The sequence below is a fragment of the Saccharothrix ecbatanensis genome, assembly GCF_014205015.1.
Lineage (GTDB): Bacteria > Actinomycetota > Actinomycetes > Mycobacteriales > Pseudonocardiaceae > Actinosynnema > Actinosynnema ecbatanense.
This window is the reverse complement of record NZ_JACHMO010000001.1, coordinates 6,683,239-6,697,294: the sequence shown is the minus strand read 5'-3', so window position 1 is coordinate 6,697,294 and position 14,056 is coordinate 6,683,239. Positions and strand designations below refer to the sequence as shown.

Genomic DNA, 14,056 nt, shown 5'->3' with positions numbered 1-14,056 from the left:
CCGTGCGCGTCACCCGACCCAACGGCCCGACCCGTCTGTGAGCGACGAGACACCAGGTGGGCACTGGATCGATTCCTCTCACAGCGCCGGGCGTTCTGCTGTGCGGTTCCGGTGACCGGTCGGTGTGACCGGAACCGTCCACTGCGTACGTCCGCGCTGGTCAGCGTGGCCTGAAGGTCGCCACTCCGTTCACCACGACGAGGTCGACGTGTGCCTCGTGCGGGCTTTGACCGGTGAACGGCGGCAGCCGCAGCGGCGCGACGCCGGGCAGGTGGATGACCAGGTTCACACCCAACCGGGTCGCGATGAGCCGTCCGGTGAGGTCGCGGGCGTTCGCCGCCCTGGCGTCCTCCGGCGAGTTCGTGAGCGTCCAGTTCAGGTTCTCCACCAGCGCGCCGTACAGCTGTTCCTTGCGCATCGGACGGGCCGCGGTGAAGTCCGCCACGTGCTCGGCGATGTCCGCGCCGGCGGCGGCCGTCACCACATCGTGGCGGAGGTCCGCGGGCGGGACGTTGGCGGCGAAGGCGACCGCCGCGTACAGGCCGTCCGCGGTCGGTGGTGGCGCCGTCGGCAGGAGGTTGTCGGCGGTGTGCCGGAGGTGCTGCACGGCCTCGTCCACGAGTGCTCGCGGCACGCCCGGCGCGGCGTCCTGCTGCTGTTGCGCCGGCACGGTGTGGGTGTTCTGAGTGGACGGTGCCGGTGCGGCGGTGGTGTCCGGTGTGGAGGGAGCCGCGGGCTGGGCGGTGCTCCCCGGCGCGGCCGGTGGGACGACGGAGGAAGTCGACGTGGTGCCGGTCGGCGGTGCAGGTGGTGCAGGTGGTGCAGGCGGTGTCGGCGGTGCAGGCGGTGCGGGCGGTGTCGGCCGGTTGAAGTCGGCGATCCGCTGGTCCACCTCGATGCGGGCGTTCCACCAGTCGAGTTGGCGGGCGTCCGCCTCGGCGCGGCGGTTGTCCAGTTCCACCTCGGCCGCGGTGATCTCCGCTTCCAGGTCCGCGATGGTGTTCTCGACCTGCTGCTGAGCCCGCCGCGCGGCATCGCGCTGGTCCGCCGCGTCCTGAGCTGCCGCACGTCCGGTGTCCAACGTGGCGCCGGCCGTTTCCAGGCCGCCCCGTGCCGCATCCAGGTCGCCGACGGCCTGGTCGAGGTCGGTCCGGGCCTGTTCCGCGGCGAGCCGTGCCTCGTCGACCTCGACCTGTGCGTCGGCCTGCTTCCCGGTCGCCTCCGTGTTCACGTCGTCGGCCGCCTTGGCGAGGTCGACCGCCGTGCCGACCTCGGTTTCGCGGGCGTCACGCGCGGCACGGGCGTTGTCCACCTTGCCGACCAGGTCCTTGGCCACCGGGTCGGTGGCGATCGGCGGTGCGCCTTCGGGACGGTGGTCGAGGTGGGCGTCGAGGTTGGCCTGGGCGATGTCCAACGCCGTCTGCGCGTCGTCCAGCCTGCCTTGCGCCGCCCGCAGCTCCGCGTTCGCGCCCGCCAGGTCACGGCCGGTGGAGCGCGCCTCGACGTCGGCGTCGCCAAGCCGGTCCTGTGCGTCCTGGTGGGCGGAGTCGAGGCGCGTGATCCGCTCGCGCAGGTCCTTGACCGCGGTGCTCGCGTCGTCCCGGTTGGCCTGGGCGTCCCGGACGGCCTGCTCCAGGTCCGGCACGCGGCCGGCGTCCACCAACTGCTTGCCGATCGCCGCGTTGTGCCGCACCTGCGAGTCCGTCAGGTCCCGCTGGAGCAGGGCGACGTCCGCGGCCACCCTGTTGATCACGGCCTGGGCGTCGTGCCGCGCGCGGTCCACCGCCAACTCGGCGTCACGCCACGCCTTCGCGGTGTCCTTGACCGCGGTCTGCGCGTTGCTCAGGTCGGCGTCGAAATCCCGGCCCAGCACCGATTCCGCCTCAGGTGACGGCATCCGCACCGACGCCGAGCCGGGCACGCTGAGGTCCACCACGCTGGTCTTGCCGCCGACCGTGGCGACCACGCGGTACTCCACGTCGAAGTCGACCAGACCGGTGCGCCCCTGCGGCTTGAGGTTGTTGATCTTGTTGTTCGCCGCGCCGCCGGACACCGCCTCGGCGTCCTCGGCGGCGTGCCGGGTCTCGATGCCGCCGAGGGCGATGCCCGCGTTGTCCTTCGGGTCCTGGCTCGGTTTGACCGCGGCGTTGCCGGTCGCCCAGCCGACCGACAGGTCACCGGTCTCGCTGTGCTTGGCCTCGGCGGAGGTGGTGGTGACCGACGACTTCGGGTTCTCCAGGTTCACGCCGTCGCTCAGGCCGCCCAGCCTCGGGTCGACCAGCTTGGCGTAGACCTTCACGTCGGCGTGCTGACCGAACGTCAGAGCGGCCTCGTGCAGCCCGGGAACGGTCAGGGGGCCGTCGAGCATCCCCGGCAGGCTCGGCTGGAGGTTCTCCGAGCCGAGCGTCGACAACAGCGTGTTCAGCGGGCCGGTGCCCTTGCCGGTGATGCCCTGGTTGGCGCCCGCCGCGGTCAGCGCCTGGATCGCCGCGGCACGCAGGTCCCTGGCGCCGCGCAGGTTCTCCACCGAGGCATTGGCCGGCAGCGTCGCCGGATCGCCGTCGCGCTGCCAGGCCTTCGCGGCTTCCGGCGTGCCCTGCGCGGAGGGCTGCGCGGTCGTGGTCGACGAGTAGCCGGCCGGCGGCGTGGCGGCGGGGGTGAACACCTTCTGGTTGTCCGCGTGCAGCCGCACCACGATGTCCTGTGGTTGACCGGTGGCCCTGGTGATGACCTGGTCGCCCTTCTCCACCACCAGCTCGAACTCGATCGGCACGGTGTACTTCGCCGCCGGGCCGCTGCCCGCCCGCAGGTGGCCGAACTGCTCGGTGGTGGCCTTCGTGACGGTGCTGCTGTGCTGCTGTCCCACGTTCGCCGCGGCGATCACGCCGACGCCACCGGACACGTTGGGGTTCGCGCTGCCCGGCTGGGCGAGGCCGGGCGCCTTGAGGCCGACGGCCCAGCCGGTGGACCTGCCCTGCCCGTCGGTCACCTTCTGCGCGCCGGCGGTGGTGTGCTCCATGTCGATGCCGTCGTTGACGACGCCGTCGAAGCTCGGCGCGTCGGTGATCCGCGCCCTGAGCGTGACCTGGTAGGTGTCCTTGCCGAACGTGCCCGGCTGGTGCAGGAGCAGTGGCACACCGCCGTCCAGCGCGCTGTCGATCATCGCCTTGGCGCTCGTCGGCGAGGTGAAGTCGACCAGCCGCTGGAAGTTGTTCATCGAGTCCTTGAGCACCGAATCCGGCACCAGGTCGCTCTTGAACGGGCCGCCGGTCTGCCGGTTGAGGTCGTTGATCAGCCCGGAGACCATGCCGGTCAGGTCCGGCGCCGTGTCCAACGTGCTCAGGCCGAGGGAGCTGGGGTTGTCCGGGGTCAGCGTCGCCGGCGGCGTCATCGTGCCGAACACGGGCGGCGGCGTCGTCGGCTTCACGTTCGGCAGCACGCCCAACTCGCGCGCCACGTCCTCGCTGACCCGCACGAACACACCGCCGGGCAGAGCGACCGTAGCGCCCTCCACGCGCGGGGTGCCGCCGTAGACGGCGTTGCCCGACCGGCTCTCGCCGACCACGGTGACGTTCGCGTCGAGCTGGATCAGCACGGTCCGCGCGCTGGTCGGGGTGACGACGTTGCGGTCGACGCTGCCGCTGATCTCGTTCGCGCTGGTCTTGGACGACGAGTACGGCGTGACCTTGCCCGCCACGGCCACCCCACCCGAGCCCGACGCGGGAGTCGGCTGCCCGGCCGGTGGCGGCGTCACGTTCGGCTTGATCGGCAGGTTGACGCCTGCGGTGAGGTCGATCGTGTGGCTGCTGCTCTTCGCGTCACCCGCCTTGTAACCGCCGGTGGTCGCGTTCTCCGTGCCCGTGTCGTCCGAGATCGACACCAGCTTCGGGTTGCCCAGCTCGATCGCCATGCCGATGGCGCCGGTGCGGTCGGTGACCCGGCGGCCGTACTTGAGGCCGTTCTCCTGCATGCCGGTCTCGGTCAGCTTGCGCAGGTTCGCCTTGATGCTCTCCGGGCTGAACAGCTTGTCGATCTGGTTGCGCGCCTCGGTGCCGGGCACGGTCAGCGACGAGTCGCCCTTCGCCGCCCGGTTGAGCGCCTCGATGGCCTGGTCGCGCACCGTCTCGGTGTCGACCACCGCCTCGACGTGCAGGAAGTCCGGTGCGGGCGGGCGTGGCACCGGGGGGTTGAGCAGGTCCTTGATCGTCGGCGGGTTGTCCAGCTTGGTCGACACCGGCGGGCCCGGCCGGAAGCCCGACGGGTCGTTGTCCAACGACGAGCTGTCGGACACCCACAGGTGCACCGGGCCGGAGATCTGGCCCAGGCTCGCCACGCCGGGCGGGTTCGGTCCGCCGGTCCGCGCGACCACCTTGGGCTCCGGCACCTGGCGGAACGGCGAGCCGGGCGTCATCCGCTTGACCCACGACCGGTTGCGGCTGAACGTGGTGATCTCGACGTAGAACTCCAGGTCCTGCGAGAACACCTGGGCGTTCGCGCTGCCCACGTTGAGCCCGGTGCTGTTGACCGTCGGGCCGCCGGTGTTCTTGTTGCCCCACCCGTAGGTGTACTTCGCGCCGACCTGCGGCGTCGGCGTGAGCGAGGCGTCGCCGGTCTTGACCGGGAACACCGCCTTGCCCTCGATGCCGATGTTGACGGACTTCTGGGTGGCGGTGGTGCTGTCCAGCCTCGGCGCGGTGCTGGCCGAACCGCGCACGTTGCGCGCGTCGACCTGGCCGAGGTGGCTGGTGTTGACGGGTCGGGCGCGGACGGTGACGTTGACGTAGTCGTTGGTGCTCAGGCCGCGCTTCTTGAGCTGCACCTGCACACCGGGGCCGAGCAGGCTGTCCATCTGGGTCTTCAGCGCGGTCGGCGACAGCTCGGCGTCGAGCTTGCGCTGGTTGGCCGTGGCCTCCGCGACGTCGGCCAGGCTCTGGCCCTTGCGCGAGCCGGTGGCCGGGTTGTTCCAGCCCGGCAGGAACTTCGCGAAGCCGGGCAGGTCCGTCAACGCGGCCTGGACCTGCGCCTGCACCTGCGCGCCGGGGCCGAACTCGCCGACCTTGACGTTGCCCGCCGCCAGGTCCGCGGCCAGGTAGGGCGGGAGGTACTTGGTGCCCGCGGTGCCGGGTTTGGTGAGCCCGGCGTCGGTGCCCGGCGGCACCGGCAGGTTCAGCGCGGCGGCCTCGGGCAGGCCGAGGCGCATGTAGGTGGTGACCGGCGTGACGACGTCCGCGCCGTTGGGTGTGCGGACGTGGACGTTCGCCGTCACCTTGTACAGGCCGGTGTCGCCCTTGAGCTGGATGCCGGTGCGGGTGCTGGAGTTCGTGCCCGCGTTCGAGGACTCCGCGGTCCGGGCCGAGTAGCCGCCGGTGATGCCCGCCGCGCCGCCGATCACGTTCGGCACGCCCACACCACCGCCGACACCGGCGGCCACGTCGAAGCCCGTCTTCGTGGTGGCGGTCACGGAGCTGCCGGTGGCCTGGGACTCGTGCAGCCGGAGCTGGGCGGCATCGGTCGTGCCGACCAGTTCGGCGGTCAGCAGGGTGGCCTTCATCTGCACGGCGTTGGCCTTGCTGCCGTGCGGGCTGATCAGGGTCGGCGAGGTGACCCAGCCGCCCAGCATCGCGCCCAGGTTGTCGCGGACGGTGGTCGGGTTGAGGAAGTCCCGCAGCGCGGTGCGGCCCGGCGCGCCGATCTTGGTGATCGACGGGTGGATCTTCGCGGCGACGGCCGTGAACGCCTTGTCCGCGTCGAAGTCGGTGACCGCTTCGGGCGTCGGGTGCTCCAGCTTGGTCCCCCAACCGGGCGGCAGGGCCGCGGCCGGTTGGGCGTTGCCGGAGTCGACGATCGTCTCCAGGTCGTTCGGCACGGCGAGGGTGACGCCGCCGTTGACCGCCTGCGGGGCGCGCACGGCGCCGTTGGACGCGGTCAGGGTGACCTGGAAGGAGACCGGGACGTCGACGTTCGTGGAGCTCTCGCCGCCGCGGATGATCCGCTGGTCAACCGTGCCGGAGGACGTGTTCAGCGTGGTGGCGGGCGTGGCGAGCTGCGCCTTGCCGGCCAGCGACCCGTACGGGCCGATGCCGGCGCTCGCCGCGGCGGCGAGGCCGATGTCGTTCGCGGTGGTGAGGTTGGTGGCGGTGCCCGTGGTGGTCGCGGACTGGGCGGTCATGTCGACCTTGGTGGTGGTCGACGGCGTGCTGGTGACCGCGGCGTCGTTCGCCGGCGGCATCATCGTGGCTCGGACGTTGGCCTCGTGCCAGGTGCCGTCGATCTTCACCTGGAAGTCGCGGCCGTGGCCGAGGAACGACTCGAAGTTGTTCTCGAGCGCGCTCTCGATGACCGTGGCGTCGTCCGGGGTGATGCCGGTCATGACACCGGTGACGTGCTGCGCGCCCCGCACGTCGGTGGGCGCGATCGTGCCCAATGCCTTGCCCTGCTGGAAGAAGTCCGGCAGGTTCCGTGACGTGAGCACCGGTCCCGGCGCGGGATCGGGTGCGGGATTCGGTGCCGGGACCGGGGCCGGGGCGGGTGCTGGTGCGGGTGCTGTGTTCGGGTTCTGGTTCGGTGCGGGGTTGGCGTTCGCCGGGTTGGCCAGGTCGACCATCGGGATCGGTGCGGAGATGGTCGGCGGCGCCGGTGGCGGGGTCGAGCGGAACGGGTTGCGCCACGCCATGTTCGGCGGCGCGGGGCGCGTGGACGGGCCGGTGGACCGGGTGGGGCCGGTGAAGTAGTCGTCCAGCATGGTCTGGAAGCCGGCCGCGGGGTCGAACCGGTTCCAGGTCGTGGGTGGCCGGTTGAACTCGCGGTTGAGCAGGTCGATGTTGCTCTGGTAGCGCACGCCGCCGTCGGGGAACTGGTTGTACTGGCTGGGTTTCCCTGCGCGTTCGGCGAGTGCGTCGGTGATGTTGCGGGCCAGCAGTTCCGTCATGGCTTCGTCGGGGTTGAGGTTCTTGTTGTAGACGCCGCCTTGGCCGTCGCGGTGGGCGAAGGTGACGTCGCTGCCGACGGAGTGCACGTGCATGAACTCGTGGACGAGCAGGTGCTGGATGGCGTCGGCCTTGCGCGCTGGGTCGGTGGTGAGGCCGTCGAGGTGGTCGGTGTTGAGCAGGACGTGCCCGTTGATCGCCCGTGCGGGGTTGGTGAGCGTGCTGTCGATGAGCCCTTGCCGCGTGGCGTCGACGTCCCCGTGTGGGCCGACCTGGGCTTGGACGACCTGGTCCAGCAGTGCGTCGAGGCGTGCGACGGTGTCGGGGTCGTTGTTGCTGAGCCGATGCAGGAAGTCGCCGGACAGGATCTCGTCGCGGACCTGGCGTGCTCCGCCGTCACCTCGGCCATCGGCGGTGTCCAGTTCCTGCTGGACGGCGAAGTGCTTGGCGAACGTCTGCTGGTCGAGTTGCACGACGAGGTCGGGGTTCACGTTGGGGGTGGTGGTGACGCCGTGGTTGGCCTGGAGGGTGCCGAACATCGCGTCGAACCCGGCCTTGACCTGCCCGATGTCGACCTGGACGCCCGCGATGGCCAGCGGTGACGGGGTGATCGTGTCCGGCAGCCTGCTGAGGATGCCGTCCTTCAGGTCCGTGTCGCGGCGGTCGGAGAAGGGGGCCGCCGGGGTGGCGGGCGCGTTCATCTGCGCGGAGGGCGCACCGGGCGGCGGCGGTGGTCCGGTCGTTGGCGGTGGTGGCGGTGCCAACGGTCCGGTCGGCGGCGGCGGTGGCGGCGGTGCGGCCTGCTGAGTGAAGGTCGCCGCTGGTGGCGGGGGTGGCGGCGGCGGTGGCGGCGGTGCCAACGGTCCGGTGGTTGGCGGTGGCGGTGGCGGTGGCGGAGTTTGCTGCGTGAACGTCGGCAGTGACGGTGGCGCGGGAGGTCCGGCGGGGCGGGTGTCGGGCTGGGTGCCGTGGTCGGACGGTCGTGGGGGCGGCGTCTGTTGCGGTGAGCCCGGGTCGTGCAGCGTGGTGTGGTCGGCGTCGGGCACCATCACCTGGCTGTCGGTGGTGCGTTCGATCAGCCACAGGTGCCGGGGCTTGATCGAGGGGTCGGCGTGCACCCCGGCGCCCATCAGGCCGTCGTCGTTCACCACCAGGTTGGACGGGGTGTGCCCGGGCGGCAGCGGCTTGCCGTCGCTGTTGAAGATGCGGGCGTCCGGACCGGCCGCGTCCTTGTACTCGTCCGGCAGACCGAAGTAGTGCGCCACCTCGTGGGCGAGCACGTTCGCCGAGGTGTCCGTGCCCCAGTTGAGCTGGTCCGCCTCGGTGGACGTGGTCAAGTCGACCGTGGTGTGCGCCTGCGCGGGATCGGTGACGAACTCCACCCTGGCGTGGAACTGGTCGCCCGAGGGCAGCCGGTATCCCTGGTTCAGCAACCGGTCGACGCCCTCGGCAGTCCTCTGCCGGACTGTGTCCACATCGGACTGCGGAACGCCGTCGCCAGGCTTGAGGTGCACCTTGAGGGTGTACTCCTTCACCCAGCTCCCGGGCGCCACCTCCATCCTGCGCACGTCGTGCCGGATGAGGCCGGTCAGCGAGTCGATGTGGCCCGACGTGCTCGACCGCTGCACGTCCGCGACTTCGGTGTCGACCGTGCGCACAGGCGCCCTGTCCCGCACCGAATCCCACGCCGCTGCGGGCTGCGGGTTCTGGGGTGCGAACCAGTCCGCGGTGCTCGCGGTGTTGTGCCGCCAGGACTCGTCGGTGACGACGTCCGTGCCGTTGCTCGGCGGTGCGTCGGGGGTGGTGGAGGTGGCGGGCGGGGCGGCGCGCGTTCCGGGCGGTGCGGGGGACTGGGTGGGGCCGACGAAGTAGTCGCCGAGCATTGTCTGGAAGGTGTCGGCGGGGTTGAACGGGGGGTCCCACCTGGATCGGGTCCGGTCGAACTCCTTGTTCAGCCCGTCAACGTTGGTTTCGTAGCGATTGCCGCCGTTGGGGTACTCGTTGTACTGGCTCGGTTGACCTTGGCGCTCGGACAGCGCGTCGGTGATGTTGCGGGCGAGCAGTTCCGTCACGGCTTCGTCGGGGTTGAACTTCGTGTTGTAGACGCCGCCTTGGCCGTCGCGGTGGGCGAAGGTGACGTCGCTGCCGACGGAGTGCACGTGCATGAACTCGTGGACGAGCAGGTGTTGGATCGCGTCGGCCTTGCGCGCGGGGTCGGTGGTGAGGCCGTCGAGGTGGTTCGTGTTGAGCAGGACGTGCCCGTTGATGGAGCGCGCCGGGTTGGTCAACGTGTTCGCGATGAGGTCGGCGCGCAGCGCGTCGATGTCCCGGCCGGGACCGACCTTGGCCTGGGTGATCTGGTCCAGCAGCTCGTTGAGGCGCGTGACGGTGTCGGGGTCGTTGTTGCCGAGGCGGTGCATGAAGTCGCCGGACAGAATCTCGTCACGGACTGCTTGCGGGTCGATGTCCTGCCCGTTGAGCTGCTCGACCGTGACGTCGGAATCGCTCCGGTCGTGCGACTTCAGCGCCGCGTCCAGTTCCAGTTGGACGGCGAAGTGCTTGGCGAAGCTCTGGTCGTTGAGCTGCACGACCAGGTCGGGGCTCACGTTGGGGGTGATGGTGATGCCGTAGTCGGCGTGAAGGGTGCCGAACATCGCGTCGAACCCCGCCTCGACCTGCCCGATGTCGACCTGGACATCGGTGATCGTCAGCGTGGACGGCGTGATCGTGTCCGGCAACCTGTCGAGGATGCCGCCCTTCAGGGCCGCGTCCCGACGCCCCGAAAACGGGCCCGCCGGGGTGGTGGGCGCAATCGGTTGCGCTCCTGGCACACCGGGTACACCTGGCACACCGGGTGCCGGCGGCGGTGGCACCAGAACACCGAACCCCGGCGGTGGCGGGGCACCGAATCCCGGCGGCGGTGGTGGGGGCGGGGCACCGAATCCCGGGGGTGGGGGCGGTACCGGAGTACCGGATCCTGGCGGGGGCGGCACCGGGGCAACGAACCCAGGCGGGGGTGGCACTGGGGCAGCGAACCCCGGCGGCGGTGGTGGGGGCGGGGCGCCGAATGCCGGCGGTGGGGGTGGTACCGGAGTACCGAACCCGGGCGGGGGCGGCACTGGGGCACCGAACCCCGGTAGTGGAGGCGGGGCGGGTGCGGGGTTCTGCTGTGCGGGTGGCGGGGTGGCGACCGGCGGGGTGGCGACCGGCGGGGTGGTGTTGGTGGGCGGTGCCGGTCGGGTGGTCGGCGGGGTGGTGCTGCTTGGTGGGGTGATGTTGGTGGCGGGTGGTGGGGCGGGCTGGGTGTTCGCCGGGGCAGGCGTTGGCGGGGTGACCGGTGCTGGAGGCGCGGCGGGATTGGTGTTCGCCGGTGGCGCTGCTGCTGGAGGTGCCGGCGGGGTGAACGGCTTGGGGGCCGTGGTGTCGGCGGAAGGAGTGCTGGTCGGGCTTGGCGACGGTGGTGCGCTGACGGTGGGTTTGGGCGCAGGGGGCGGTGTCGAGGGCGAATCGACCCTGGGCTTGGTGATGTTTCCATCGCTGGTCGGAGGCTTGGGTGGGTCGAACACACCCTTGTCCGGCCCGCTAGTGAACTTGCTCGAACGGTCCGTCGACGGGTTCGCGCCCGGAGCGCCCGCTGCCATCGGGGGCGCTGCCATCGGGGGCGCGACCGGTGCGCTCACCGGGGGTGCGGTGGTGGGGGACGGCTTCGGGCTGGTCGCGGGTGGAGCCGCGGTGGTGTTCGGGGCGCTGTTGGCTGGGTTTCCGGTCGCCGGGCTGCCGGGTGACGGGATACCGGTGGCCGGGGCGCTGTTGGCCGGAGTGCGAGCGGCTGGGGTACCAGGTGTGCCGGAAGCAGGGCTGCCGACGGCTGGGCCGCTGGGCGTGCCGACGCCCGGTGCGCCGGTAATAGGCGTGCTGACGCTGGGCGCACCGATGGTCGGCTTGGGAGCGGGCGGCGGTGTCGAGGGCGACGTGGCCGGAGCTTTGGTGATGTTGCCATCAGCGGTGGGTGGCTTGGGCGCGTCGAAGACACCCTTGCCGGGTCCGCCGGTGAACTTGCTCGAACGGTCGGATCCACCGGCGGCACCAGGAGCGGCGCCGGGGGCCATTGGCGCACCGGCCATCGGGGGCGGTGTCGCGGTGGGCACGCCGGACAGCGCGCCGCCGATGCTGCGGGCCGCCGTGTTCGCACCGGGCGCGGTGGCACCGGTTACCGCTCCCGCACCCGGCGTCGGGCCGCCCTTGGCCGCCGGTCCACCGGACGGCGTCGCGCCTGATGAGGTTCCGCCTGATGGGGTCGCGCCGGGCGGGGTCACACCGGCCGCACCACCACCACGCGAGCCACCCGGCGAGCCCGGAGCACCAGGAACGGGCGGGGTCGCGCCCGTCGCACCGGGCACGTTCCTGACAGGCGTGACGGAAGGCCCGCCGGACGTCTTCGGCCCGCCAGGGCTGTTGGGTCCGGTCGCACCGGGCACATTCCTCACCGGCGTGACAGAAGGCCCACCAGCGATTCGAGGCCCGCCGGAACTGTTGGGACCCATGCCGCCGGCCAGGTTCTTGATCGGAGTGACGGAAGGACCTCCAGGTACCTTCGGTCCGCTTCCCCCAGGCCCCGTCGCACCGGGCACGTTCCTCACCGGCGTGACGGAAGGTCCACCGGAAGTCTTAGGCCCACCAGGACTGTTGGGTCCGGTAGCGCCGGGAATGTTCTTCACCGGCGTGACAGAAGGCCCACCGGGTCCCTTCGGCCCACTCCCTCCAGGCCCCGACGCGCCGGGCAGGTTCTTGACCGGCGTGACGGAAGGCCCACCAGCAGTCTTGGGCCCACCCGTCCCGCTGGGTCCGGTAGCGCCGGGAATGCTCTTCACCGGCGTGACAGAAGGCCCACCCGGACCCTTCGGTCCACCCGTCCCGCCCGGCCCCGACGCACCCGGCACGTTGGTCACCGGAGTGACAGAAGGCCCACCCGGCCCCTTCGACCCGAGCGGCCCGCCACCGGGTGCGCCCGGTGGCCTCTGGGCGTTCGAGTTCGGGTCGATCTTGGCGATCTGTTCCCGGCTGAACTGGTCGTTCTGCGCGTGCGTCTGCATCGTGGCCTTAAGCCCCGACTGGACGTTGCCCATCGCGCTCGAAGCGTTGTTCGCCTGCTTCACCGACGCATCGTTGGAACTGTTCAACGCGGGCACGGCGACGATCCCGATCGGACCGAGCGCGTTCGGCGCGAGCTTGAGCCCCTGCAACCCGCCGGAGATCGCCGTCAGCCGGTCCCGCAGGCTGCCGGCCCGCTTGTCCAGGTCGGACATGGTCGACTCGTTCATGCCGAAGCCGGAATTGCCGGTCGGCCCACCGGGTGACTGCGACGGCGGTGGCGGTGGCGGTGGCGACGAGTTGCCCGAGGAACCGGGGGAATTCGGGTCGACGCCGCCGCCACCGCGTGCCATGGCTGTTTCTCCGGGGTTCTTCGATCAGACCTGGACGGAACTGGTGGACGTCTCGGTCGAAGCGGGCTGCGAGTACTGCGACTGGAACGACTCGTAGCTCGACTTCGCCGCCTCGCCCGCGGACTTGGCGTCGTTGGCCGCCTGATCGACGCTCGTGCCCGCCTGCTCCGCCTTGCGCGACGCCTCCTCGGCGGCCTTGATGTCGGCTTCACTGCCGGAAGCGAACGCCTTGGCGTTGGCCTCGGCCGCCGCCGCGTTGGCCGCCGTGTAGTCCACGTTCGCCTGCTCGTACGTGGCGTTCGCGGCCTTCGCGGCGTCGTTCTTGACCGACATGTCACCTTCGGCGGACGTGCGCGCCGGGTCGTCCGGCCCGGGGTTGTTCCGCTTGTACTCCTCGTACGCGGCCTTCGCGGCCTCGTCGGCGGGCTTCGACGCGGTCAACGCCTCGTTGCTGGCCTTGGCCGCCTCGGCGACGTCGCGGCTCTCCCGCGCCGCCCTCTCCGCCGCCTGTGCCGCCTCGCCACGCGCCGCGTCCGCCTCGACCTTGGCCGCCTCGTACTTGACCATCGCCGCGTCCCGGCCCGCCTGGTCACCGCGCGCGGCGGCGGCGTTGGCCTCCTCGACGAACGCGTTGGCCTTGTCGTTGGCCTGGCTCGCCTTCGTGGCCGCCGCGTTCACGTCCTCGTTGGCCTTCTTGGCCTCCTCGGCGGCAGCGGTCTCCGCTTCCTTGGCCTTGCTGTACCGCTCGTTGGCCTCTTCGGCGCTCTTGTTGGCGTCGCTGACCTTGTCGTCCTGCACGTCCTTCGCCAACGCCTTGTCGATCTCGCGGTCGACGCCCTTCTGCGCCTTCCACGACTCGTAGCCCACCTCGGCCACGTCGGCGACGTTCTCGAACCGGTTCCAGCCCTTGCCGACGTTCTCGGTGATCTCGTCGAGGTTCTTGATCCGGCCCATCTGCCTGGCCAGCGCCGCGGTCAGCCGGGCGATCCGGGACGCGATGTTCACGCCGAGCGCCACGGCCTTGCCGACCGCGAAGCCGATGTAGGCCGCGATCGACGCGCCGAACGTGATGACCGCGGTGGCGGCGGCGATCAGCGCGCCCGCCAGCAGCGACCCGAGCAGCTGGGCGATCAGGTCGCGCACGATGTCGCGCAGCACGGACACCAGCACGCCGCAGATCGCGACGATCTTGGCCTTCTGCTCGACGGCGTTGGCCAGCGCGTCCAGCTCCTGGCCCATCGACTCCATGTTCTTCTGGAACGCCTCGGACGACGCCCCGCTCCACCCGTCGAACGTGGCCAGCTCGCGGCGGTGGTCCTCGGCCAGCACCCGGAGCTCGGCGGCCTGCTTCTTGGTCGCCTCGACGTTGGCCTCGATCTCCTCAGGGTCGCCCATGAGCTGGTCGAGCGGTTCCTTCAGGAACGACACGTGCTCGATCAGCCAGCCGATGCCCGCCGCGAACAACGAGCCGAGCGGGTCGACCGCCAGCATGGCCATGGACGACGCCGTGCCGATCGCGGCGAACGTGATGTCGAGGGCCTTCTCGGTCTCGGTCTCCGCGTCCTTGCCGATCGTGGTGATCATCTCGTCCCAGGCCGAGATGAACATGGAGCCCTTGTACTTGTTCTTCTCGGTGATCTCCATGCCCGGTGGCGAGGAGATCGGGGTGTCGGGGGCGGTCATCTC

At 71.2% G+C, this 14,056-nt stretch carries 3 protein-coding genes; 1 reads left to right on the top strand and 2 read right to left on the bottom strand.

Annotated features, from left to right (window positions below; all coding sequences use genetic code 11):
- Positions 1-160 precede the first annotated feature (160 nt).
- The gene (locus F4560_RS28655; RefSeq protein WP_221483678.1) at positions 161-9,757 is read right to left on the bottom strand and encodes a hypothetical protein; all 9,597 of its coding nucleotides are present in this window, start codon (positions 9,755-9,757) and stop codon (positions 161-163) included.
- A 2,122-nt stretch (positions 9,758-11,879) separates the two neighbouring features.
- Between F4560_RS28655 and F4560_RS28650 the strand changes: the two genes are divergently transcribed.
- Positions 11,880-12,467 (top strand): hypothetical protein, encoded by a 588-nt coding sequence (locus F4560_RS28650; protein ID WP_184925127.1) that lies wholly within the window; start codon positions 11,880-11,882, stop codon positions 12,465-12,467.
- Here the strand turns inward: F4560_RS28650 and F4560_RS28645 are convergent.
- Entirely contained in the window at positions 12,395-14,053 is a 1,659-nt protein-coding gene (locus tag F4560_RS28645; RefSeq protein ID WP_184925124.1) for a WXG100 family type VII secretion target, read from the bottom strand. The genes F4560_RS28650 and F4560_RS28645 overlap by 73 nt on opposite strands.
- Positions 14,054-14,056 lie beyond the last annotated feature (3 nt).